The sequence below is a fragment of the Mesorhizobium sp. B2-2-3 genome (genome assembly GCF_006442405.1).
Taxonomy (GTDB): Bacteria; Pseudomonadota; Alphaproteobacteria; order Rhizobiales; family Rhizobiaceae; genus Mesorhizobium.
Genome location: NZ_VFWC01000019.1, coordinates 1 through 24,448, shown reverse-complemented (window position 1 = coordinate 24,448; position 24,448 = coordinate 1). Strand labels below are relative to the sequence as shown.

Sequence of the window (24,448 nt, the reverse complement as noted above, 5' to 3'; positions counted from 1 at the left end):
CGCGCTGGCTTAGGCCTGGTTGCGACCTCCATAGCGGCGGACCCGGATGTTGGCCTGCTCGGCATGCCCATAGAATCCCTCGAGGACACACAGGCGCGAACAGTACTCGCCTATCATGGCGCTCGCTTCGTCGGTCAGAACGCGCTGATAGGTGCAGGTCTTGATGAACTTGCCAACCCACAAACCGCCTGTGTAACGGGCCGCCTTCTTGGTCGGCAGCGTATGGTTGGTGCCGATGACCTTGTCGCCATAGGCAACATTCGTACGCGCTCCCAAAAACAGAGCGCCGTAATTGCGCATGTTGTCGAGGAAGTAGTCCGGATCGCGCGTCATGACCTGGACGTGCTCGGATGCGATCCGGTCGGCCTCCGCGACCATTTCCTCGTAGGAAGCGCAGACGATCACTTCGCCATAGTCCGCCCATGCCTTGGCGGCGATCTCGGCGGTCGGCAGGATCTTCAGCTGCCGCTCGATCTCGGCCAGGGTGTCGCGCGCGAGCCTCTCCGAGTTTGTCAAAAGCACGGCGGGACTGGTCGGACCATGCTCGGCCTGGCCGAGCAGATCGGTCGCGCAGATCTCGCCGTCGACACTGTCGTCGGCAATGACCAGCGTCTCGGTCGGGCCGGCGAACAGGTCGATGCCGATACGGCCGTACAATTGCCGCTTGGCTTCAGCGACGAAGGCATTGCCAGGACCGACGAGCATGTCGACGCGCCCGATGGTTTCGGTTCCGAGCGCCATGGCGCCGACGGCCTGCACACCGCCCAGAACGTAGATCTCGTCCGCGCCGGCCATGTGCATCGCGGCCACGATAGCCGGATGCGGACCGCCCTGGAACGGCGGCGCGCAGGCGATGATCTTCTTCACCCCGGCGACCTTGGCCGTCACCACGCTCATATGCGCGGAGGCGACCATCGGGTATTTCCCGCCCGGCACGTAGCAGCCGACTGTTTCCACGGGAATGTTCTTGTGGCCGAGGACAACGCCGGGAAGCGTTTCCACTTCGAGGTCCTGGAGGCAGGCGCGCTGCTTCTCGGCGAAATTGCGAACCTGGGCCTGGGCGAAGCGAATATCCTCGATGTCGCTTGCCGACACCTTGGACATCGCCTGCTCGATCTCGCTGTCGCTGAGCCGGAAGCTTGGCGGCGACCATTTGTCGAAACGCTCCGACAACTCCCGGACAGCGGTATCGCCTCGCTTTTCTATGTCGGCAAGGATCGTCTCGACGGTCGTCCGGACGGCCGCATCGCTCTGGGCGACAGCTTCGGGATCCCTGCCCCGTTTCAGAAAAGTCGGCATATTCTCATCCTTATGTTGAGTCAGGTGGGCGGCAGGATGCCGTCCACCTGTTGCATTGCTGATCGTCAGGGTTTTACCGTCGGCTCGATCTTGGTGAGCTTGTATTCGTCGGCCGGAGCCTTGCACGATGAGCAGTTGATGCCAGGGGCATCGGGCGCCTGCTTCACGTCCGCGGGCAATGCCTGAATGGTCGCTCCTGGTGTTGGCTTGCCCTCGAGCGCCGACTGCAGCGACAGTTCCGGCAGCAAATCGGGATTGAAGACCTCGGTGACGAAGGAACTCGGGACCTTGTCGGACGGGAAAACATTGCACCCGTCGGCGAAGGTATCGCCTTTGCAGGGTTTTACTTGATCCGCTGGCACCCAAGGCAGCGGGTACTCGATGTTCGTCGGCTTCAGGTCGCGCTTCTTGGTCAGGATCTCCATCATCAGCTTGAAGGCATAGCCTGACGTAGCAGGCGGCGAACCGGCGGACACACCCTTGAGACCCATGCCTTGCATCTTCGGGTCTGCCAGTCCGAGACGAAAACCGTCCGAGTTCTCGCCGGTCATCGGAACCAGTTTGTTGCCCTTGTCGAGCAGCGCTTGAACGGCGCCATATTCGCCTGCCTGAGCCCAGATGCCGTCAACATCGGGATGCGCAGCGAGAGCCTTGGCCGTCTCCTGCTGTGTGGTGCGGTCATCCCAGTAGGAGTAGTATTCCGCGACGACCTTGATGCCGGGATACTGGTTGAAAATGTGCATCGCGCCGTCGGTGTGGCGCTTATCCACCGAGTTGCCCGGGACGCCACGGCTCAGGAAGATCTTGCCCTTGCCTCCCAGGATATTGACCAAGGCCTGGGCGGTGTTCTCGCCGAAGCCTGCGGTGATATAGCTGACATTGTAGGCGCAAGGCTCGGTCACCGTGGCGTCGTACATGAAGAAGAGCACGCCCTTCTGGCAGCCGCGATGGACCGTGCGGTTCAGCGCCGTCGACGAGATCGGGAAGCTGATGATGCCGTCGGCGCCAGCCTGTATCATGCTTTCATAGGCCGAGATCTGAGCCTGGGGGTCGGTTCCCGAGATGACTTCCTTCAGCTCCACCGTCTTGTCGTAGGGCGGCGTCTGCGCCAACGCCTTGACGATGTTCGCGGCCTCCGACTGCCACGAATTGCCGCTGTAGCTCAGCGACAGATATATCTTGAACTTCTTGTCCTGCGCTTGGGCATGGTCGACAACCATCCCAACGCCCATGGCGGTGGCAAGCGTCAGCGACGCGGCCAGTCCCAGTCTTTTTAACAGCCTCATTTCGATCAACCTCCCGTTGGAATTTGGCCCTTGCAGGTGCCGGACCAGAGCTTGTGAGAACGTTCTCACAATTGGACAAACGCATTTCACGCACAGGCATGGTCACTTCCTCCGCGTCAGCATTCGATTTCCGAGATCGGCCAGGAATTCACCGCGCAGCACCAGCAGGGCGGCGACAATGATTGCGCCCTCTATGACGGTGCGCCATCCTTCGTTGAGGCCGATGGCGGAGATAACGGTGCCAAGCGTCGTCAGAAGAATTGCGCCGCCGACCGTCCCGATGAAAGTTCCGCTGCCGCCGAGGATCGAGGAGCCGCCGACCACGACGGCAGCGATGGAAGGCAGCATGTAGCTGTCACCCATCCTCAGCGTCGCCCCGTTCGAATAGCCCACCAGCATCATGCCGACGAACCCTGCGCAGGTGGCACTGATCGCATAGGGGGCGAGCTCGAGCCGATTGACAGCGACGCCGGCGATAAGGGCGGCGTTCCTGTTGGTGCCAAGGGCGTAGAGCCGGCGGCCGAGCGCAGTGAAGTTCTGCAAGAACCAGCCGAACAGGATGAAAACGACGGTGAAGTAGATGACCAGCGGCACGCCGAGGAACCATTCCTTCATCAGCCATAGCAAGACGGACGGGGAACCGCCGCGCGGCGTCCCGCTGGTATAGCCCAGCGCCACCGAAGCCACGACGATCGAGGTCGCCATGGTCATGATGAAGGGAGGAACCTTCAGCCAGACAATTCCCAGTCCGCTGATCGTGCCGACCAGCGCGCAAATGACCAGAATGGCCGGCAGCATGTACCAGATGCCGGCATCGCCGCTACCAATCCAAGTCGTCGTCAACACGCCGCCGAGCGTGATGAGGGCGGGGACCGATAGGTCGAGCCCGCCGATCAGGATGACGAGCCCTTGCCCGAACGACAAAACGATCAGGAAGGACGCGAGGATAAGAACCGTCAGCACCTGATCCCAGGAACCCAGCGCCGGACTGATGAAGCGCGAGCACACCACAAGCACGACACTCAGCCCAAACACCACAAACGTATTCACCACCTCCCGGTCGAGCCTTTGCCTGCCGCGCCGGTCGGAATTGGCCTCGAAACGCGTTGCGACGTCCTTATGCGCGTTCACCGGATCTCTTCCTTCTTGAGCAGGCGCGCCACGGCGCTGCCGAACACGATCGCAAGCACCAGCACGAAACCTTGGAATATGCCGGTGTAGAAGGACGAGACCCCACCCGAGAAAAGCACCTTCTGCAAAAGCATCAGCGTACCGGCGCCGAGGATCGAGCCAACGAGGCTGCCTCGGCCGCCGCTCAACGGCGTGCCGCCGAGCGCCACCGCGGCAAAGGTGAGCATCAGGAATGGCGTGCCGGCTGTCGGATTTCCTGTCGCCGTCTGGGCGCTCAGCATGAAGCCGGCGACGCCGTAGAGGATGCCGGCGCCGACAAAGGCCGTGATGCGTACCCCTGCGACGGGCACGCCGGAGAAGCGAGCCGACTGCTCGTCGGCGCCGATCGCATAGAGGCCGATCCCGGTATTGGTCCGCCGGAAGGCAAGCCAAAGCGCGATGGTGGCAACCAGAAACAGCCCGGCGATCGGGATGATACCGAACAGGGTGTCGGTCAGCGTGTAGGTGACGAAGTCGGCAACCATACCGCCAGGCGCGTCCAGGATAACCAGCGCAAGCCCCTGGCAGACGATCATCGTGCCGAGCGTCGCCGCGATGGTCTGCAGCCCAAGCCTGGCCACGAGAATGCCGTTGATTGCCCCGACGGCACCGCCGATCGCACAGCACATCAGGAGGCTGGCCAGCGCACCGCCCGGACCATCGAACGGATAGACCGCCATCAGCACATTGGTCAGCGAGACGACGCCTGCGACGGACAAGTCGAAGCCGCGGCTGATGACGACCAGCGTCTCGCCCGCTGCCGCGAGCGCCAATGGCGTCGAGTTGTTGACGAGATCGGTGAAGGTGTAGACCGAAAGCGCATCCGGTTGCCAGAACGCGTAGAGCGCATAAAGCAGGACATAGATCATCGCCACGATGCCGGTGCCGCTGATGACAGCCCTCCATAACGCGGAGCGGCGGGGCGCGGGATTTGCCTGGACCGCGGTCATGCGGCCACTCCATTCACCGCGCCCGCAGCGTGGCCGATCAGCGCGCCGACGATAGTCGGCTCATCGATGGCATCGCCCTGATATTCGGCGAAGACGCGGCCGCCATAGAGCACCATGCAGCGATGCGCGAGATGGACAAGTTCCGGCAGTTCGGACGAGTAAAAGAGCACCGAGCCGCCATCGGCAGCGAACTTCCGGATCGCCTCGTAGATCGACTGCTTGGTTCCGACATCGACTCCACGCGTCGGATCGAAAAGCAGTAGAGTGCGCGCACCCGTCATCATGACGCGCGCCAGAAGCGCCTTCTGCTGGTTGCCACCGGAAAGCTCATCGATCTTGAACTGCAGATAGCGCTCCTGCAGTTCGACCGCCTCAGCGGTTTTTTTCGCAATGCGACGCTCGCTGGCCGGCCAGACGACGCCACCCTGCGCGATACGCGAAATGATAGGCAACACCATGTTGCTGGCGGTGCTGAGGCCGGCGAAAATCCCTTCCGACTTGCGGTCCTCCGGCAGGTAGGCAAGGCCGTTGCCGAAATGGAGCGCGGCGCCCGGGCTAGCGATCTGGGCGGGCACGCCGTCGATCTCGATGCCGCCGCTTTTCGCCTTGGAGAGGCCGATCATCGTCCTGAACAGGTCGCGCTGGCCCTGCCCCTCGAGCGCGGCGATGCCGACGATCTCACCTCGCCTGACATCAAACGACACGTCGCGCAAAATGCCGCCGGAGAGGCCCCGAACGCTGAGCGCGACGGGCGCGGTGTCGGCGACCAAAGGCTGCGAGGCGGTCGTCTCACGCGCGCTTCGGCCGACCATCATCTCGAAAATGTTCGCGTCCGAAGCGCCGGACAACTCGACGGTGCCGATGCTGCGGCCATTGCGCAGGATGGTGGCGCGCGAACACAGGGTGCGCACCTCGCCGAGGCGGTGGGAAATGTAGAGGATGGCGGTCTGCAGGTTCTTCTGCCGGCGCACGAGCTCAAACAGCCATTCGACGTCCGCCAGCGCGGCCGTCGGCTCATCGAGGATCAAGAGCTTCGAGGCATGGGTGAAGGCGCGCACGATCTCAAGCCGCTGACGATCCGAAAGCGAAAGCACGCCGACGGGCGTGTCAGGATCAAAGTGGGAGAGAGCGTAGTCGTTAAGAACCTTGCCAGCTGATGCCGTGGCGGTGCGGCGCGAGACGAGACCTAGCTTTCCCTTCGGCATTTTCGGCAGCACGAGATTCTCGGCGATGCTGAGATTCGGCAGCAGGCTGAGTTCCTGAAAGGCCGTCGCCACGCCCTGCGCCCGCGCATCGATGATGCCACGCGGCGCATAAGGCTTGCCGAAGATCGACATGGATCCGCCGTCAGGCGTCACGACGCCGCTGAGGATTTTCACGAGCGTCGATTTGCCGGCGCCGTTCTCGCCCAACAGCGCATGGACTTCCCCTGGCCGCAGATCAATGGAGACGGAATCGAGTGCGACTGTGGGTCCGTAGGATTTTGCAATATTCGCGATGCGAACAGCCAGCCGGATCTCGTCGGTACCCATACCTCCTCCCAAAAGGTAAGTCCGCCGCAGCGGTGAGAACGTTCTCTGAGAACGTTCTCACTAATCCACAAGCACCGCCGGCTTGTCAATTGTGAATCGTTCATTTCTTGTCGAACGCACCAGGCTCCCGGCCTCCGGGCGGCACTTGGCCGTCTTTTGAGTGCTCAGAAGTGGCTGAGCCGGCGCCTTTTCTGGGCGGCTGGTCGGGGGGCGCCCGCCGGGATGGATTCTGCCCCTCGGACTGATGCGTTTTCTCATTCACCTCGCCTGAAGGGCGCGTCAGGCCTTGCCCGGACGCCGGCGGCTTGTTGCCTGCGGCGTCCTGGGAGAATGAATCGGCGGGATCGCCGTCGCTCCTGGCCGGATATTTGGTGGCACCAGTCTCGCGGCGATTTTCGCTTCCAGTCATGGCCGGTCCTCCTTTGGCACAGTCATTAACCTGGGTTCGACCGGCAGGTTCCAGCGGCTAGGCCGGAAGCGCAGATTTGAATCCGCCGCCGCTCCTATGGCCGGAAACCAATTTGGCGGCGCTGCGTTGACCCCGCAGGATCAGATCCCCCAACAGCTTCGGAGAAAATTCATGCTCGACCGCAGCGGAAGCGCCGTCCTGACGACCGACAGTCTCTGACAACGGGCAGCAACATGGCTCGCATCGAGCGCGGACATTGTTTCTGCGGTGCCGTCACGGCGGTGATGGAAGGAGAGCCCTTCTGGACCTGCTTCGACCATGACGACGATTGCCGGCGGGCGATCGGCGGACCTATGACCATCTGGATCGGCTATCGTCCGCACCAGGTCGAGCTGACCGCCGGGAAGCCGAAGACCTTTTCGAAGACGAAGGGGGTCGTCCGCTCCTTCTGCGCCGATTGCGGTACCTCGATCTTCTACGCCGACGAAGGCCTGCGTGACGAACTCTATGTCTCGATCGGCTTCATGGACGCTCCGGAGCGGTTTCCGCCACAGGCACAGGCCTATTGGGATATGCGCCTGCCATTCATCGAAATGGCCGACGGCTTGCCGCGCGTCGACGGCTACACGAGGCGCCGCGATCCAGCCTTGGGCAATCCGCGTGACCGTTGATGACGCGCGCCACACTAGGCCCCGCAGGCTATTGCCCGATCAGGGTCAGGCCAAAGAGAATGGCCAGCCACAGGCCCACCGCCGCGACCGCGAGCCTGGGGAGGATGCCCTCGCCCGCCAGATGCATGAACAGCAGCGCGATCACCACTGTCTTGGCAGCCGCCGCGGCAAGGTTGATCGCGGAATTGAACCCACCGAGGTCGACAAACGAAGAGCCGACGGTAAGCGCCAGCAAGGCGAGCAGCGCGAGATAGGCGAATGTGAGCTTGGCGAGGTCGCTCATCGTCATCAGGCCCGGTTGATCAGATAGAGGACCGGGAACAGGAACACCCAGACGATGTCGACGAAATGCCAGTAGAGTCCGATCGCCTGCACGCGGCGCGCCCGGCTCGCCTGCGCGGTCCTCGGCCAGAGCAACAGCATGCCGGCAATCACCGCGATGCCGCCTATCAGATGCAGCGCGTGCAGCGATGTCATGGCGAAATAGAGCGCGAAGAAGAATTCGGCATGGGCCGGATCTGGGCCTGCGAAGCGGAACGACGCGCCGAGCACCGGCGCCAGGCCCTCGCTGAATTCCTTGCTGTATTCGACGGCCTTGATCACCAGAAAGATGCAGCCAAGCAGGCTCGTGGACATCAAGGCCCAGAAGGCGGGCCGCCAACGCCGGGCAGCCGTGAACATATGGGCAAGCGCCATCGCGAAGCTGCTGGTGATCAGAACCGCCGTATTCAGCGTGCCGAGCGGCAATGACAGATGTTGCGACGCCGCGGCGAATGCCGCGCCATAGCTCAATCGGGCGTAGAGGAACACCAGCACGATCGCGCCGAACAGCATCGCCTCGGAGCCGATGAAAATCCACATGCCGAACGCATCGGCCGCCTTCTCGCGGGCCCGTGTATCGAAGGCAATGCTTTCGGTCGGCCCGCTCATGAGGCTTCGTCCCTGTGCGGGCTGAACGTCTCGTGCCTCAGGCCTTTCATGGCATAATCATAGGCCGGCCGCCTGACCACGGGCATGGTGTCGAAATTATGCGGGGGCGGCGGCGAAGCCGTCTGCCATTCAAGGCCGGTCGCGCCCCACGGGTTGGCCGGCGCCCGCGTCCCGCGAAACAGCGACCAGCCGAGATAGAGCAGCGGCATAAGATAGCCGACGGCCAGAACGACCGCGCCGGCCGAGGACAATACGTGCCAGAACTGAAACTCCGGCGGATAGGTGTGATAGCGCCGCGGCATGCCGAGAAAACCGAGCACGAATTGCGGGAAGAAAGTCAGGTTGAAGCCGAGGAAGGTCACGGTCGCGGCGATACGGCCCCAGGTTTCGGAATAGACGCGGCCGGTGATCTTCGGCCACCAGAAATGCAACCCCGCCATGTAGGCCGTCACCATGCCGCCGACCATGATGTAATGGAAATGCGCCACGACGAAATAGGTGTCATGAACGTGGACGTCGACGGCGAGAGCGGCCAGGAACAGGCCGGCCAGCCCCCCGAAAGTGAACAGCGCCAGGAAAAACAGCGCATAAAGCATGGGCGTCTCGAAAGTGATTTCGCCCTTGCGCAGCGTCAGCGTCCAGTTGAACACCTTTATCGCCGAGGGGATCGCGACGCAGAACGACAGGAACGAGAACACGATGCCGGCATAGGCCGACTGGCCTGATACGAACATATGGTGACCCCAGACCAGGAAGCCGAACACGGCAATCGCCATCGAAGACATCGCCACCGCCTTGTAGCCGAACAGCGGGCGCTTGCTGAAGCAGGGCAGCACTTCGGAAACCACGCCCATGCCGGGCAGGATCATGATGTAGACCGCGGGATGTGAGTAGAACCAGAACAGATGCTGGAACAGCAGCGGGTCGCCGCCCAGAGCGGGATTGAAGATGCCGATACCGAAGGCACGCTCCAGCACGATCAGGATCAGCGAGGCGGCCAGCACCGGTGTCGCCAGCACCATGACCAGCGCGGTCGCATACATCGTCCAGACGAAGATCGGCAGTCTGAACCAGGTCAGCCCCGGCGCGCGTAACGTGTGGACGGTGACGATGAAGTTGATGCCGGTCATGATCGTCGAGAAGCCGACGATGAAGACACCCAGCGCGGCCATCGAAACGAAGCCGTTGGCATAGAGCGTCGAGAGCGGCGTGTAGAAGGTCCAACCCGTGTCGACACCGCCGGCGAGCACCGCGGCCAGGGCAAAGGCGCTGCCGAAGATGAACACGTACCAGCTGGCGAGATTGAGCCGCGGAAAAGCGAGATCGCGCGCGCCGATCATCAGCGGCAGCAGGAAATTGCCGAGCGTCGCGGGGATCGACGGCACCAGGAAGAACCACACCATGATGATGCCATGCAGGGAAAACAGCCTGTTATAGACATCGTCCGACACCAGATCGCCCGCAGGCGACGCGAGTTCGATCCGGATCATCACGGCAAAGGCACCGCCAAGAAAAAAGAACGCCGTCAGCGACATCAGGTAGAGCCAGGCGACGCGCTTGTGGTCGGTGGTCAAGAGCCAGGCGGCAGGTCCGGCCTCCCCATGCAGATAGCTCGAAGGCGCCAAGGCTTGCCTGCTCATTGGGTCGCCCCGCTTTCCCTGGTTGCTCGCGGCGACAGGGATTTGAGATATGCCAGCAGCATCTGTAGCTCCTGCTCGTCGACAAGGCCGTCAAAGCTCGGCATCACGGGTTCATACCCGGCGGCGATCTCCTTCTTCGGATTGAGGATGGAATCGCGCAAATAGCGGTCGTCGGCGATGACGGTCTGTTGATTGTCCAAGGCCACCGGCCGTCCGAAGACCCCAGCCAGATCCGGCGCCCTCACCTTGCTGGAATTGCCATGGCAGCCGGAGCAGCCGAGCGCGCGGAAGAGTTTTTCGCCGTCGGCCGCAAGCGTTTCACCCTGGCCCTGGTTGCCCAGCCACGCCGCATATTCTTGCGGCGGCATCACGGTCACCCAGCCGCCCATCTCCGAATGCTGGGTGCCGCAATATTGCGCGCAGAACAAATGATACCGCCCGGGCTCGCTGGCGATGAACCAGACATGCGTGGTGCGCCCCGGCACCGCGTCCTGCTTGACCCGGAAGGCAGGTACGAAGAATGAGTGGATCACGTCCTGCGATGCCAGCGACACGATCACCGCCTTGCCGACCGGCACATGCAGTTCGTTGATTTCACGCTGGCCGCCAGGATGACGGAACTCCCACATCCATTGCTTGCCAAGGCCGGCGATCTCGAGTGCGTCAAGGGGCGGGTGTTCGCGGCGCAGGAACAGCACGGCTCCCCATCCGAAGATGGTGAAAGCGATCAGCAGGCTGGCGACTGTCCAGGTCACCTCGAGCGGCGTGCTGCGCGCACGCTCCCCCGTTCGCTCCACCTTGGAGCCGGCGCGATATTTGATGGCGTAGAAAACGACCAGGCTGGTCAGGAAGACGCCCAGCGCGACGGTGAAGGCAAGCAGCACGTAGAACAGGGCGTCGACACTGCCGGCAATCGAGGAGGCCTGCGGCGGCGTAAAAGGGATGCCGAACGTCAAATCGGCCTCCTTCGCGACAGAACGAGGATGGTGGCGCCAAGGCCAAGCAGCGTCGCCATGCCAGTCACCTTCACGACTGCCCAGACCGCTGGCGTGTACTGGCCCTTTGATGCATCGAAGCCGGCACACAGCAGAAAGACGTGATCGGCGATGGAGCCAAGCCGCCCGGCCGACGCCTCGACCAGGGCAAGCCTGAGATCTCGCGGCTCGAAACTCAGCGCCGGAAGTACTTGCGCGATGCGGCCTTGCGGCGTCAGCGCGATGACCGCGATCGGGTGGACATATTGCGAGATCCGGTCGCGCCGGTCGAATGTGATGCCGGCCTCCACGGCAAGGGCGGCGCCAGCGCCATCCTCGCTGGTCAGGAAGCGCCACGCGGACAACCCTGCCTGACCGGCGGACCGCCCGACTTCGGCTTGGATGGACGCCGCATCCGCGACGGTCTCGGAAGCATCTATCGAGACGAAGAGAGCGTGGTAGGTCGCGGGATCGAGGCCGGTCTTGTTCAGATCCGAGGCAACCGCCTGCTGGGTCACGCCGCAGAGGTTGGGGCATTTGTCGTAACCGAAGATGAGCAGCGCCGGCCGCCCGCCGAGAATGCCGGAAAGCGTCTGCCGTCCGCCCGAAGCCTCGCGGAAGACTGTATCGAGGCTGAGCTGCGCGCCGATCTGCGGTTCGAAAACCGGCCGCGCGCGCACGCTGGCGGTCATTGCAGCCAGGAGCACGAGCGGCAGGACCAAACGCCTCATGGCCTCGCCCCCATGGCCGGTGCGGCCTGGCCCTGCTGCGGCGCCCTGGCGTTTGGCTGCGCCGCGTCCGCTCGGGCGCGGCAAATGCCGGCCTGCGGCGCGCGCGGAACCTGGCCTTCGAGCAAGGCGCAGTCCTCACCGGCCGCAGCGGGCGTTACCGCCTCCGGCAGTCCCTGCGCGGCGATCAGCTTCATGGCGTCGTCGATCGGAATGCGCGCGATGCCACCATTGCGGTCGACCCATGCAAGCATGCCGAGTTCACGATCTTCCTGCTGACGGAACGCGGCAAGATCGGCCCCGGGGAAATCCTGCAAGGCGGGACCTGCGGCGCTGCCGTTCATCTGCGTGCCCGCAAGTGGCCAGAACGGGGCCGTATCGAAAATCAGTCTCAGCCCAAGCGCGGCGAGCGCCAGGAAGACAAGCAGGCCGAGGCCAATGAGCACGAGCGCCCTCGGCCAGACATCGCGTGTTTCGGGATGACGCACGACCTTAGCCACGGGCCAGCCTCCCGCGCCAGACGACGATGCGATCAGGCCTGGTCCAGATATAGACGAAGCACCCGAACCAGATGCCGCCCGCGCCGACCATTGCCGCGAGGTCCGGCCACGACACTCCTGCACCGAGGGCGGACAAAGCCGGCCGGACGCGCCAGGCGACATCGGCGAAATGTCCGGCCAGCAGGAACGCGCCGAGCCCTATCAGGCCAACGCGGCTGCGCTTGACGGAGCGGTTCAGGAAACCGGCGAAGGGCAAGGCAAATTGCAGCGCGATCAGCAGCCAAAGCAGATACTGCCAGCCATTTCGACCACGGATGACATACCAATGGATTTCGTCGGGCAGGTCGCCGCCCCAGACGACCAGCCACTGCATGAATGCCAGATAGGCCCAGATGAGCATGAAGCCGAACATCATGTTGGCGAGGTCTTCGCCGAGCGCCACGTCCTCCTCGCCACCCGGCGCCGACTCGATCGCACGGCCGGCCGAGAGCACCGCCAGCGCCAGCCCGCACACGCCGACGACCTCGGCCGCCGCTTCGAGCATCGCATAGATGGTGGAGGAAAAATCCGGCTCTATCGACATCATCCAATCGATGGCAAACACCGTCACGGCAAAGCCGTGCGCGACGAGCCCGATGGCGTAGCCGCCGCCGGTCCTGCTTGCGGCCGAACCGGGCGCCGTCCAGCCAAGTACAAGCCAGGCCAGCGCCAGCCAGACGACAGCATAGACGATGAAACGAACGACGAAGAATGGCACGTTGAGATAGGTCATTTTCTGGCGCACCGCTTCCGTCAGCGCCGGGTCGGCTCCTGCCCAGGGAAAGACCAGATCGAGCCGCGCAAGCACCGGCAGCATCAACAGCAGCGCGACAGGCAAGGTCGCGACGGCGGCCCGCAGCGGCGGCCGCAACGCGTCGCCCCAGCGCCCCCCGGTCAGCCCGTGCACCATGAGCAGGGTCATTGCGCCAAGCGGCAATCCGAGCAGGAACACCGCCGTCATCAGCCAGCCGGCCAGTGTCGCGCGCGGGGCGACGAACAGCCCGGCCGCGCACAGAGAGAGCCCTGCGGCGGCGGCTGCGAGCAGCAGGACGAGGTGGTCGTCGGGCCGGGCGGCGCGCTTCATCGTGCCGCCTCGGCATCGAGTTTCGCGCGAACGGATTCGGGCAGCGTGCCGGCCGCAGCATGTCGCGAATATTGCAGCGCCCGGATATAGGCCACGATCGCCCAGCGGTCCCGCGGCTCGACACGCGCGGCATAGGGATACATCGCACCGTAACCGTCGGTGATGACGTCGTAGAAATGCCGGTCCGGCGCCTTGCGCAGCGCATCTTGATGGTAGGTCGGAGGCGGCGGGAAACCACGCCTGACCACCATCCCGTGCCCGTCGCCGGTGCGGCCATGGCAGGGAGAGCAGAATATATCGAAGCGTTGCTGCCCACGCTGAAGCAGCGCCATGGTGATCGGGTACGGGAATTTGTCCGGCGTCGCCGCCAGGTCGGCGTCGCGCGTCACCGTGCCTTCGACCGGTGTCCTTGCCGACATGCCGTCGGCGAACTCTCTGCTGGTTTCGAGCGGATCGTAGCGAGGCTGGTCGGCCATGTCCTGCTTGCAGGCGCCGAGGAGCAGGCAAACCGGCAAAAGCAGCCGCGGGTTCATATCGCCACCTCTTCGACCGTCTCGGCGCCAAGCCGTGTCAGCTGCCCCTTGGTGACGCCCTTGCGGTATTTCGGGTCGGTGGCCTCGATCAGCAGGTAGAACTTGCCGCCGCTCGCGTAGGTGAAGCTCTCGGCGTTGAAGACGGGGTGATAATATTGCGGCAGCCGGTTCTCGGCCAGCATGCCGAAGAAGCCGGCGAACACGCTGGCCAGGATCGCGGCTTCGAAGGCGATGACCGTGAACGGCGGCCAGGAATGCAGCGGCCGGCCGCCGACATTGACCGGATAGTCGATCTCGACGGAATAAAGGATCAATGCATACACCAGCACGCCGCCGGCGACGCCACCCGCCAGCATGACCCATGGCAGCCGTGTCTTTCGCATGCCCAATATGTCTGTCAGGCCGTGCACCTCGAACGGCGAGAACGCATCCATATGCCGGTACCCCTTGTCGCGCATCGCTTGCGCCGCCCTGGTCAGCGCATCCGGATCGGCGAAAGCCGCGATGACGCCATGGACGCTCATGCCGCGCCGCCTTTCTGCTCGGCCAGTTCCTCGACCTCGAAGATGGTTATCGCCGGCAGGATGCGGATAAACAGGAAGACCAGCGCGAAGAAGGTGCCGATCGATCCGAACAGGATGCCGAAATCGAGCCAGGTCAGCGACTGCTCGCCCCAGGACGACGGCAGGTAGTCGCGGCTCGGGCCGGTCACCACGATGATGTAGCGTTCGAGCCACATGCCGATGTTGATGACCAGAGCGATCGAAAACAGCAGCGGCATATTGGATCGCACACGGCGAAACCAAAGCAGTTGCAGCACCGCGCAATTGCAGAAGAGCATGGTCCAGAACAGCGGCGCATAAGGGCCGACGGCGCGCTGGACCATCATCGCGCGCTCGTAAGGCTCACCCGAATACCAGGAGAAGAACGCTTCCGATGCATAGCCGTAAATGACGACCATGCCGGCCGCGATCATCAGTTTGGCGGCGTTGTCCATGTGGCGCGGCGTGATCAGGTCTTCCACAGCGAATGCCCAGCGCAAGGGAATGGCTATGGTCAGCACCATGGCGAAGCCGGAGAGGAGCGCGCCGGCGACGAAATAGGGCGGAAAGATCGTCGAATGGAAGCCCGGCGTGATGGCGAAGGTGAAATCGAGAGCGACGATCGAATGAACCGAAACGACCAGCGGTGTTGCGAGTGCCGCCATCAGGAAATAGACCGTCCGATAGCGCGCCCAATGATAGGCCGAGCCGCGCCAGCCCAGCGCGAGGACGCCGTAGAAAAGTTGCCCGCCACGCGACTTCGCCCGGTCGCGCAGCACGCCGAGATCAGGCAGCAATCCCGTGTACCAGAACAGCAGCGAGACGGTGGCGTAGGTGGAAATCGCGGCGAAGTCCCAGACCAGCGGGCTGCGCCATTGTGGCCAATGCATGTGGGTGTTGGGCAGGGGCAGGAGCCAATAGAAGAACCACGGCCGGCCAAGATGCAGGATAGGGTAGAGGCCGGCCATCGCCACGGCAAACAGCGTCATCGCCTCGGCGAAGCGGTTGATCGAGGCGCGCCAGGGCTGGCGCAGCAGCAGCAGCACCGCTGAGATCAGCGTACCGGCATGGCCAATGCCGATCCACCACACGAAACTCGAGATCATCGTGCCCCAGACCACGGGAATGTTGACCCCATAGGCGCCAACGCCGACCGAGACCAGGTAGGTGATGGAATAGAGGAACAGCAATACGAATGCGAAGCAGACGAAGAACGCCGACCAGAAGAACCGCGGCAACTTCCCTTGCAGGACCACCGCGCTGATACGGCCGCTGATCTCTGGAAAATCGTGACGCCCGCGCAGCACAGGTGTCATGCCTTTGCTCGTCCTGCGGGCGGCCACGTCAGCCATCGCCGCCCTCCGAGCCGGATGTCGCGGCGAGCCTGTCGTTAGGGTTGCTGACCTTGCCCAGATAGGTGGTGCGCGGTCTTGTGTTCAGTTCTTCGAGCAGCGCGTAATTGTGTGGCGAGGCCTTTTCCTGGACGACCTGCGAATCCTTCCTGTTGAGATCGCCGAAGGTGATGGCTTTTGTCGGGCACGCCTGCTGGCAGGCGGTGACGATCTCACCGTCCTCGATCTCCCGGTTCTCGATCTGGGCGCGGATCCGTTTTTGCGAAATGCGCTGTACGCAGTAGCTGCATTTTTCCATGACGCCGCGCGAACGCACGGTGACATCGGGATTGTGGACGGCCTGCTCCGGTCCCGCGCTGTCATTGTCGAACTCCTGGTACTCCAGGAAATTGAACCGCCGCACCTTGTAGGGACAGTTCTGCGAACAGTAGCGCGTGCCGATGCAGCGGTTGTACACCTGCGCGTTCAGACCGTCATGCGTATGGATGGTCGCATTGACCGGACAGACGACCTCGCAGGGGGCCTTCTCGCAATGCATGCACGGCACTGGCTGGAAGAACATGTCCGGACCGTCGATCCCGCCCGCATAGTAGCGGTCGACGCGCAGCCAGTGCATTTCGTGTCCGAGTGCCGCCTCGTCCGGCCCCACCGTTGCGATGTTGTTCTCGGCCTGACAGGCCGACACGCAGGCCATGCAGCCGATGCAGGCCGACAGGTCTATCGACATGCCCCAGGCTTCCTGGTCGTAGCTCCAGTCGGGGTAGAGCGATTCCACGGGCGCTGGGGGCGCGTGGTCGCGCACGAAATGGGGATTTGCCCTGAACGCATCGAGCGAAGCATGGCGGATGATCGCCCTGCCCTCCATCGCTTGATGATGTTGGGTCGTGACTACACGCGCCGAACCGCCGCGCGGGCTCAGGACGACATCGTCGGCAAACCATGGCGCATCGCTGGTCCGGATCGCGAAGGCATCGTAGCCGCCCGCGAGTGCCGCCACCGAGCCGGCCTTGCGTCCAAAACCGAGCGACAGCGTCACTGTGTCGTCAGGCTGTCCCGGCGTGATCCAGACGGGTGCGTCCAGCGTCCTGCCGTCCCGCGCCAGGTTGACCACCTGCCCGTTTTCGAGCCTCAGGTGCTGCGCGGTGGCTGGCGAGACCAGCGCCGCATTGCCCCAGACGAGCTTGCTTAACGGCCGGGGCAATTCCTGAAGCCAGGATGAATTGGCGTGGCGGCCGTCGCGAAGCCAGGGATCGGCGACGAAGCGAACCTCCAACCCCTTGGTGGCGGCATTGGGTGCCGAGCCATCGCTATCCGGCGGTGCCGAAACGGCAGCGGGACCAGCAGCAGTGTTCGGCACGATGCCCTCGCGCAGCGCCTTGCGCCAGGCCACCTCGTCCATGGCGGCCCACGTCCGGCGCACCGGTGCCTGCGCATTGGGGCCGAATTCACCGCCCAGCGCGGCAAGCAACTGATGCAGGCTCTTGCCACCGAACAGAGGCTCTATGAGCGGCTGCACGATCGAGACCGTACCGTCATAGGCCCGGATATCGCTCCAGCTCTCCAACTCGTGCGCGGCTGGGATATGCCAGCGAGCCAGAAACGCCGTCTCATCGCGGTAGAGTCCCCAGTGGACAAGAAGCTTCAGGCTCGAAAGAGCCTTCCGCGCATCGATGTCCGATGGCGCCGTGTGCAAGGGATTGGCGCCGAGCACGACGGTCTTGTCGATCGAACCATCCGTGATGGCCCGGCAGAGCGTGGCAAGATCGCCATCCACCGGCATGGCATCAGGCGGCTCGATCAATTGCAGCGTGTTGCCAAGGGCACCAAGCCTGGCATTCATCGCTAGGGCCAAGGCATGCACGATCGGTGCCTGGTGCGCTCCGGCCACCACAAGCGCATTGCGGCCGGCACTGTGCAGATCATCGGCAAGCGCCTTTATCCACTCCGGATCGAGCGGCGACAAGCCGGCCGCGGCATTGTCGCCATCGAGGGCGGCCTTGATCGCCGCCGCAACGCTTGCGACGGCGCTTGACCTGATAGCTCGGCGATGGTCGGCGGCAGCACCCGTGATGGTGGGAGTCGTCTCGACGACATAGAGGCGACTCATCGTGTCCGTCGATTTGCGCACCCGCCGCCGCTGCGCGAAATCACGAGCATAGGCCAGGCGCCCCGGCCCATCGCCCAGGAAATCGGCATCCAGGCTGACGATCACATCGGCGCGGTCGAAACGGTAGATCGCCGTCAACGGCCTGCCGAACAATGTACCCGTTGCCTGTTCACCGGAATTGGCCGCAAGCGGATCGTGGCGGAAGACGCGAAGTCTGGGATAGCGCACCCTCAGCGCCGCGATCTGCGCCTTCGTCGTCGGCGATGTCGTCGCCTCGAGCAGCAATGCCAGCCCTTGCCCGCCTGAAGCGAGGAATCCACCAGCCAGTTCGGCGATATCTTTCAGGAACTCATCGTAACTTGCGGGCTCGCCCAGCTTGAGCGGCGTGCGAGATCGCTCGGGATCGAACAGCGACAACACCGCCGCCTGCATGACGGCATCGGTGGCGCCGCGCGATGCCGGATGATCCGGGTTACCCTCGACCTTTGTCGGCCGGCCCTCATGGCTCTCGATCACGGCTCCGATGCCGTAGCCGTCGCTGGAGAGGGCTGTCGCGTAGTAGAGCGGCCGGCCGGGAATGATGTTCTCCGGCTGGCGGACATAAGGCACGATGCTCTCGGCCTCGCTGCAGGCGGCCAGTCCGGCCAGCGACAGCGATGCACCCATCAGTTTCAGGACGGTGCGCCGGTCGAAGCCAGGCTGAAGGCGATCGGCCATCGCGGGGAATTCCGCCTCCACAAAGCGCTGGAACTCCGCCGTGTCAGCCAGTTCGCCCATGCTTCGCCATGGCTCGCGCCCCGCCGCGGCGAGCCGCAATGCCGCAAGATCGAAAGCCGGATTTCGGTCAACGGTGGCAGACATAGCAATCCGTCATGGTCTCGGGATGAATGTCGAGCACGCCGATCAGGGAACGCCGGATCTGCTCGATGTCGTCAAGCGGCTTCCAGTGCATCAGGAAAACGTCCCGCGGCGGGCGAAGGTTGGGACCTGGGTCCCGGTGGCAGCCAAGGCACCATTCCATCGACAATGAATGCGCCCGTCGCGTCAGCGGCATGTCGTCGACCGCGCCATGGCAGGTCTCGCAGGCGACGCCCTTCGCGATATGGATGGAGTGGTTGAAGTAAACGAAATCCGGCACCGAATTGACCCGCTGCCATTGCAGCGGCTGTCCCGAAGCGAGACTTGCGCGCACCGGCGCCAACATCTCGGCATTGGTGAAGAGCTGCGAATGACAGGTCATGCACACTTCTGTCGCCGGCAGCCCCGCCGAGGCTGATGTCTCGACCCCGTTGTGGCAATAACGACAGTCCAGTCCGATATCGCCGACATGATGCTTGTGGCTGAACGGAACGGCCTGGGCCACCGGTTGCCCCACGCCGGTAACGAACCCTGAACGCAAAAACGCCGTGCCGCCGACGGCCGCCAGAAGCGCGAAACAGCAAACACCCCACAGAAAGAAGCGGGCAATCCCATTGGCGTTGCTGGAAAAGACCTGCGGCATCCTCGCCGATTTTTCGCTTGGAACAAGCTTTTGGATCGAGCGCCTAACGGCGGCAAAGCGACAAAGGTTCCGTCGGCGCGGAATGCTCACAAAATGGTGAGTTAGGAGCACCCTCGAAAACCGCGGCCGATCGCAACCATGCGGGACGGCCAGCGTTCGAAATAATCATGAGCCTGTCGTAATGGAAATGCTGTCATGACTTCTGCCAATCCGAATCTCGCCGACAGGCGTCGCTCCGGCGTCGCCTTCTGGTGGACCATGTTCGTGGGTGTGCTGCTGGCAATACTTGGTTTGCTGATCGGCGCAGGCGGCGCCTGGCTCATCGCGCTGGGCGGCTCCTGGTACTATTTGCCCACCGGAGTGGCTCTCCTGGCGGCGGGTGTTTTGCTTTTGAGCGGCAATGCCGCCGGAGTCTGGCTCTACGTGCTGACCTGGATCGCGACGCTCGCCTGGGCTTATTGGGAAATCGGCATGGACGGCTGGGGGTTGATGCCCCGGGTGCTCGCGCCGACGGTCATCCTGATCTTCGTTCTTTTGACCTTGCCCGCCTTTCGCGCCGGGCACGCGAAACGGGTTCGCGACCGCGGCTGCGCGACCGCATCCGCTGCCCTTTTCATTGTCGGCTGCGCGATCGGGCTTCAGCATTTCACGCCCTCGGCACAATCCCAGGAGGCATCCCCGGTTGCCCCGGTCACGCCACCCGCCGCAGGAAGCGCATCTGGTCAGTCTCCGGTCAGCCCTCAGCCCGATGTCGCGATACACCAGGCTGGACCGAATTGGCCCGTCTATGGCGGCTCGGAACTTGCCACCCGCTATTCGCCTCTCAAACAGATCACCGCCGACAACGTCGCGAAGCTGACCAAAGTTTGGGATTTCCACACGGGCGATATGCCAAGCAAGGCGGCGACCGACAAATACTCCCCGGAAAACACGCCCCTCGAAGTGGACGGGCACCTGTTTGCATGTTCGGCCAAGGGCATCGTCATCTCGGCCAACGCGGCAACCGGCAAGGAGGAGTGGCGCTATGATCCGAAGGTATCCGACGCCGCCATCCCATACGGCGCCAGTTGCCGGGGCGTCGCCTACTACGCCGTTCCAGGCGCAAGCGCCGATCGACCATGCGCAACACGCATCCTGTGGGGCACGCTCGATGCAGGGCTGATTGCCATCGACGCCAGGACCGGAAAGGCATGTGGCGATTTCGGCCAGCAGGGCGTCGTCGATCTCACCCAGGGGCTCGGCAAGACCGTGCCCGGCTGGTATTCGGTGACGGCGCCTCCGACCGTCGTGCGCGGCATTGCCGTGCTTGGCGCCCAGGTACTGGACGGCCAGGCCGAGGATGCGCCGTCAGGCGTCGTGCGCGGCTATGACGTGATGTCGGGGAGACTGGTCTGGGCTTGGGACATGGGCCATCCGGACCGCACGGGCGCACCGCCCCAGGGCGATACCTACACGCGCGGCACGCCGAACATGTGGACCGTAGCCGCCGCCGATCCGCAGCTCGGCTATGTCTTCCTGCCGCTCGGCAACGCCGCCGTCGACTATTATGGTGTCGATCGCAAGGACTTCGAAAACCAATACAATTCCTCAATCGTCGCCATCGATGTCACGACGGGCAAGCCGGTCTGGCATTTTCAGACCGTCCATCACGACCTTTGGGACTATGACCTCGGTTCGCAGCCGACGCTCGTCGATATTCCGTCTACCGACGGAAAGGTTCCCGCAATCATCGTGCCCAGCAAGCAGGGCCAGATCTATGTGCTCGACCGCAAGACCGGAAAATCGCTGTTCCCGGTCGAAGAACGGCCGGTGCCGTCGGGCGGCGTCGAACCAGAGAAATTGTCCAGGACGCAGCCTTATTCCGGCTATGCCCATCTCGACCAGCCTGTGCTGACCGAGAAGGATATGTGGGGCATGAGTCCGCTCGACCAGCTCTACTGCCGCATCCAGTTCCGGCAGGCTTCCTACCAGGGCGAATATACGCCCCCCACGGTGGACAAGCCTTTCATCGAATATCCCGGCTACAATGGCGGCTCCGACTGGGGAAGCGTTGCCGTCGACACCGACGCCGGCATCCTGGTCGCCAATTACAACGACATGCCCAACTATGATCAGTTGATACCGCGCCAAAAGGCGGACCAGATAGGCTTCAGGTCGATCGAACAGGGCGGCGCTTCGAAAAGGGCCAAGGACATGGGTGACCCGCAGATGGGTTCGCCGTACGCCATTGCCGTCAACGCGGGCTGGCGCCTCTCGACGGGGCTGCTTTGTTCCGAGCCGCCTTACGGCCATATCCGTGCCATCGAGCTGAAGACAGGCAAGACGCTCGGGGACAAGCCGCTCGGCGAGGCGGTCGAGAATGGCCCCTGGCGCATCCCGTCCATGCTGCCGCTGGATATCGGCACGCCAAACAATGGCGGGCCGCTCGTGACCGCCGGCGGCCTGATCTTCATCGCGGCGGCGACGGACGACAAGCTGCGCGCCATCGACATCAAGACCGGGAAGGTGGTCTGGCAGACGGATCTGCCCGCTGGCGGCCAGACCACCCCAATGACCTATGAGGTCGGCGGCCGGCAATATGTCGTCATCGCGCCGGGCGGTCATCATTTCATGGAGACGAAGGTCGGCGACGACGTGATCGCCTATGCGTTGCCGGCCGACTGATGGCGCGCCCGGCGTGGCCCGGACTGGCTTGCGCTTGTCGGCTGGCAAAGCGTGACCCCGGCCGTCAGCTCCCGTGATTTCTGGGGAACCTTGCCGGGATGAGCAGGTTTAGCTGCCTGAGACACTCCAAATTCGTCGGAAGGAGCAGCTCATGAGCAACGATCCCGACAAAGAGGGGCCTGTTTTTCCGCAGAGGATGCGCGGCAAGGCGAGATTATCCTGCGAACGCGAACGCGCCGTATCATCTTCATTGCGGGACTTGTCGGCATCGCGCTGGTGATGATGCTGCTGCACTTCGCCTAGCGCGGCCGGCCACAAACCCTCAATCTGAAACAGGAACTTTTTCGGACGCGGGTCCGTTGATTTACGTCCTTCCAGTACGCGGCTTTTGCCGCACCAACCCTACCGCGGACCGCTAACGTGGACACGAACTCTCCAGACGTCGCACCGGTCGACGAAAGACCTCAAACAAAACGTCGCCCCGATGCACGACCGAAGCGCGCCTCGTCGCGCCCACAACCGAAACAGGACCTCGATGCTTCCGCCGGGAACAAAGAGGGCCTGTTCGGCTCGCTCAGGCGGCACCCCTACGTCACCGCGGCGGTCATCCTTGTTCTGCTGCTGGCATCGGCCGCAGCGATAATCTGGTGGCTCCAGGCGCGACAGTATGAATGGACCGACGATGCCTTCATCGACGCCCGTACCGTAACCATAGGTGCCGAAATCGCCGGCCGCATCACCGATGTGGCGGTGACCGACAATCAGAGCGTAAAGGCCGGCGATGTCCTGCTGCGCATCGATGACAGGGATTATCAGGCATCCCTCAAGCAGGTTCAGGCGCAGGTGGCGCAGGCCGACGCCGAAACCGCTGACATCGCAGCCCAGATCGAAGCGCAGCAGGCCAAGGTGGACCAAGCCCAGAAGCAGGTGTCGCAAGGCCGGGCAGCGCTTGATTTCGCGAAAGCCGAAAATCAGCGCAACAGCGAATTGCTTGCCAAGGGAACCGGAACGCTGCAGCAGGCGCAACAGGCTGCCTCGACGCTTCGCCAGGCCCAGGCGATGCTCGACAGCTCGCAGGCGAACGTCGTGGCGGCCCAGAGACAAGTCGCCGTCCTCGAGGCCCAGCGCAAAAGCGTGGCGGCAAAACTCGACCAGGCCCATGCCAGCGAAGAGCAGGCCCGCACCGCGCTTTCCCGCACCTCGATCACCGCTCCGGTGGCCGGACGGGCGACGAACATATCCGCCGCCGTGGGCGCATATGCCCAACCGGGGCAAGTGCTGATGATGTTCGTGCCCGAGGACGTGTGGGTGAAGGCCAACTTCAAGGAAACACAACTCGACCTTATGCGGCCTGGCCAGCCCGTCGAGATCGATATCGACGCCTACCCGGAGCAGACCTTCAGGGGCCACGTCGACAGCATCCAGGCCGGCAGCGGAACCGCTTTCAGCCTGCTGCCCACAGAGAACGCGACCGGCAATTTCGTCAAGGTGGTGCAGCGCGTGCCCGTGAAGATCGTCTTCGACAAGAAGACCGGCCTGCTGCTCGGGCCCGGCATGTCCGTCGTGCCGACGGTCAAGGTGCGATGACCGGCCAGGCGACCGCGCAAGCCGGCGAAAGCCGGTCCGCCGCGGGCGGGCGCAATCCCTGGCTTATCGCCATCGTCGTCTCCATCGCCACCTTCATGCTGGTGCTCGATACGTCCATTGCCAATGTGGCGCTGCGCAACATAGCCGGCAGCCTCGCGGCCGGAATGGACGAAAGCACCTGGATCATCACCACCTATCTGGTCGCCAATTCCGTCATCATCCCGATCAGCGGCTGGCTCGCCGGCGTGATCGGCCGCAAACGCTACTACATGATCTGCGTCGCTACCTTCACGCTCGCGTCGCTGCTCTGCGGCCTCGCGCCGAACCTGGAAATGCTGATCCTGTTTCGCATCCTTCAGGGACTGGGCGGCGGTGGGATGGCACCCAGCGAGCAGTCGATCCTCGCCGATACTTTCCCGCCCGAAAAACGCTCGCAGGCCTTCGCGCTCTACGGCATCGCCGTCATCGTTGCACCGACGGTCGGGCCGACCATCGGCGGCTGGCTGACCGACCATTTCTCCTGGCACTGGATCTTCTTCATCAACGTGCCCTTCGGCATCATGTCGTTGGCCCTTGTGCAATGGCTGCTGGTCGAACCAGACGTGCTGGAGCGCGAGCGCCAGGAGAGGCTGAAGGATGGCCTCAAGATCGACTGGGTCGGCTTCATCTTCGTCGTGCTGGCGCTCGGATCCCTTGAGATCTTCCTTGACGAGGGCCAGCGCAACGACTGGTTTGCCTCGGGCTTCATCACGACGTTCGCCGTGATCTCGGCCGTCTCGTTCCTTTTCCTGATCCCCTGGGAGTTTCGCCATCGCGATCCGATCGTCGACATGCAGCTGGTTTTCACCCGCCAGTTCGGCACATCCTTCCTGGTGATGATGGCGGTCGGCGCGGTGCTGTTCAGCACCACGCAGATATTGCCGCAGCTCCAGCAGACCACCTTCGACTAC

At 63.4% G+C, this 24,448-nt stretch carries 22 protein-coding genes; 5 read left to right on the top strand and 17 right to left on the bottom strand.

Going from position 1 to position 24,448, the window contains the following annotated elements:
- Positions 1-9 precede the first annotated feature (9 nt).
- The 5 genes from hisD to FJ951_RS26220 all read right to left on the bottom strand — a co-directional run bounded on the left by hisD (position 10) and on the right by FJ951_RS26220 (position 6,237).
- Entirely contained in the window at positions 10-1,299 is a 1,290-nt protein-coding gene (hisD, locus tag FJ951_RS26240) for a histidinol dehydrogenase (protein ID WP_140518013.1), read from the bottom strand.
- A gap of 65 nt (positions 1,300-1,364) precedes the next feature.
- Entirely contained in the window at positions 1,365-2,585 is a 1,221-nt protein-coding gene (locus FJ951_RS26235; protein WP_246671785.1) for a sugar ABC transporter substrate-binding protein, read from the bottom strand.
- A 102-nt stretch (positions 2,586-2,687) separates the two neighbouring features.
- A complete protein-coding gene (locus FJ951_RS26230; protein WP_181172283.1) occupies positions 2,688-3,716 on the bottom strand; it encodes an ABC transporter permease in 1,029 nt (342 codons plus the stop codon).
- Positions 3,713-4,705, bottom strand: a complete 993-nt coding sequence (locus tag FJ951_RS26225; RefSeq protein ID WP_140518011.1) for an ABC transporter permease — start codon at positions 4,703-4,705, stop codon at positions 3,713-3,715. The genes FJ951_RS26230 and FJ951_RS26225 overlap by 4 nt, the downstream gene beginning before the upstream one ends.
- Complete coding sequence (locus FJ951_RS26220; protein WP_140496121.1) at positions 4,702-6,237, bottom strand: sugar ABC transporter ATP-binding protein; 1,536 nt, start codon at positions 6,235-6,237, stop codon at positions 4,702-4,704. Before FJ951_RS26220 ends, FJ951_RS26225 begins: the two co-directional genes overlap by 4 nt.
- Positions 6,238-6,879: 642 nt before the next feature.
- On the opposite strand from FJ951_RS26220, the gene FJ951_RS26210 reads away from it, so the two are divergent.
- On the top strand, positions 6,880-7,317 hold the full coding sequence (locus FJ951_RS26210) for a GFA family protein (protein ID WP_140496123.1): 438 nt from the start codon (positions 6,880-6,882) through the stop codon (positions 7,315-7,317).
- Between the two features lie 28 nt (positions 7,318-7,345).
- On the opposite strand, the gene FJ951_RS26205 is transcribed toward FJ951_RS26210, so the two are convergent.
- From FJ951_RS26205 to FJ951_RS26150, 12 genes are read right to left on the bottom strand one after another with little or no spacing between them, the layout of a single operon-like run.
- On the bottom strand, positions 7,346-7,600 hold the full coding sequence (locus FJ951_RS26205) for a cytochrome C oxidase subunit IV family protein (protein WP_140522223.1): 255 nt from the start codon (positions 7,598-7,600) through the stop codon (positions 7,346-7,348).
- 5 nt (positions 7,601-7,605) lie between these two features.
- A complete protein-coding gene (locus FJ951_RS26200) occupies positions 7,606-8,247 on the bottom strand; it encodes a cytochrome c oxidase subunit 3 (protein ID WP_140496125.1) in 642 nt (213 codons plus the stop codon).
- Positions 8,244-9,887 carry a cytochrome c oxidase subunit I gene (ctaD, locus tag FJ951_RS26195; protein WP_140518010.1) on the bottom strand — a complete coding sequence of 548 codons (1,644 nt, stop codon included), beginning with the start codon at positions 9,885-9,887 and terminating at the stop codon, positions 8,244-8,246. Before ctaD ends, FJ951_RS26200 begins: the two co-directional genes overlap by 4 nt.
- A complete protein-coding gene (coxB, locus tag FJ951_RS26190) occupies positions 9,884-10,843 on the bottom strand; it encodes a cytochrome c oxidase subunit II (RefSeq protein ID WP_140518009.1) in 960 nt (319 codons plus the stop codon). The genes ctaD and coxB overlap by 4 nt, the downstream gene beginning before the upstream one ends.
- Complete coding sequence (locus tag FJ951_RS26185) at positions 10,840-11,592, bottom strand: SCO family protein (RefSeq protein WP_140518008.1); 753 nt, start codon at positions 11,590-11,592, stop codon at positions 10,840-10,842. Before FJ951_RS26185 ends, coxB begins: the two co-directional genes overlap by 4 nt.
- Positions 11,589-12,089: a hypothetical protein gene (locus FJ951_RS26180; RefSeq protein WP_140496129.1), complete on the bottom strand. Its 501-nt coding sequence runs from the start codon at positions 12,087-12,089 to the stop codon at positions 11,589-11,591. Before FJ951_RS26180 ends, FJ951_RS26185 begins: the two co-directional genes overlap by 4 nt.
- The gene (locus tag FJ951_RS26175; protein ID WP_140518007.1) at positions 12,082-13,212 is read right to left on the bottom strand and encodes a hypothetical protein; all 1,131 of its coding nucleotides are present in this window, start codon (positions 13,210-13,212) and stop codon (positions 12,082-12,084) included. Before FJ951_RS26175 ends, FJ951_RS26180 begins: the two co-directional genes overlap by 8 nt.
- Complete coding sequence (locus tag FJ951_RS26170) at positions 13,209-13,745, bottom strand: cytochrome c (protein WP_140518006.1); 537 nt, start codon at positions 13,743-13,745, stop codon at positions 13,209-13,211. Before FJ951_RS26170 ends, FJ951_RS26175 begins: the two co-directional genes overlap by 4 nt.
- Positions 13,742-14,269: a DUF3341 domain-containing protein gene (locus FJ951_RS26165; RefSeq protein WP_140518005.1), complete on the bottom strand. Its 528-nt coding sequence runs from the start codon at positions 14,267-14,269 to the stop codon at positions 13,742-13,744. The genes FJ951_RS26170 and FJ951_RS26165 overlap by 4 nt, the downstream gene beginning before the upstream one ends.
- A complete protein-coding gene (gene nrfD, locus FJ951_RS26160) occupies positions 14,266-15,639 on the bottom strand; it encodes an NrfD/PsrC family molybdoenzyme membrane anchor subunit (RefSeq protein WP_140518004.1) in 1,374 nt (457 codons plus the stop codon). The genes FJ951_RS26165 and nrfD overlap by 4 nt, the downstream gene beginning before the upstream one ends.
- Positions 15,632-18,607, bottom strand: a complete 2,976-nt coding sequence (locus FJ951_RS26155) for a TAT-variant-translocated molybdopterin oxidoreductase (RefSeq protein ID WP_140518003.1) — start codon at positions 18,605-18,607, stop codon at positions 15,632-15,634. Before FJ951_RS26155 ends, nrfD begins: the two co-directional genes overlap by 8 nt.
- Complete coding sequence (locus FJ951_RS26150; RefSeq protein ID WP_140518002.1) at positions 18,591-19,247, bottom strand: cytochrome c3 family protein; 657 nt, start codon at positions 19,245-19,247, stop codon at positions 18,591-18,593. Before FJ951_RS26150 ends, FJ951_RS26155 begins: the two co-directional genes overlap by 17 nt.
- Positions 19,248-19,442: 195 nt before the next feature.
- Here FJ951_RS26150 and FJ951_RS26145 point away from each other — a divergent pair, with 195 nt between their 5' ends.
- The 4 genes from FJ951_RS26145 to FJ951_RS26130 all read left to right on the top strand — a co-directional run.
- On the top strand, positions 19,443-21,911 hold the full coding sequence (locus FJ951_RS26145) for a membrane-bound PQQ-dependent dehydrogenase, glucose/quinate/shikimate family (RefSeq protein WP_140518001.1): 2,469 nt from the start codon (positions 19,443-19,445) through the stop codon (positions 21,909-21,911).
- A 151-nt stretch (positions 21,912-22,062) separates the two neighbouring features.
- Entirely contained in the window at positions 22,063-22,191 is a 129-nt protein-coding gene (locus FJ951_RS29045; protein ID WP_281405595.1) for a hypothetical protein, read from the top strand.
- Between the two features lie 281 nt (positions 22,192-22,472).
- Complete coding sequence (locus FJ951_RS26135) at positions 22,473-23,498, top strand: HlyD family secretion protein (protein ID WP_281405596.1); 1,026 nt, start codon at positions 22,473-22,475, stop codon at positions 23,496-23,498.
- Positions 23,495-24,448, top strand: a 954-nt coding sequence (locus FJ951_RS26130) for a DHA2 family efflux MFS transporter permease subunit (RefSeq protein ID WP_140517999.1), incomplete at its 3' end; no start/stop codon positions are given. The genes FJ951_RS26135 and FJ951_RS26130, both read left to right, overlap by 4 nt.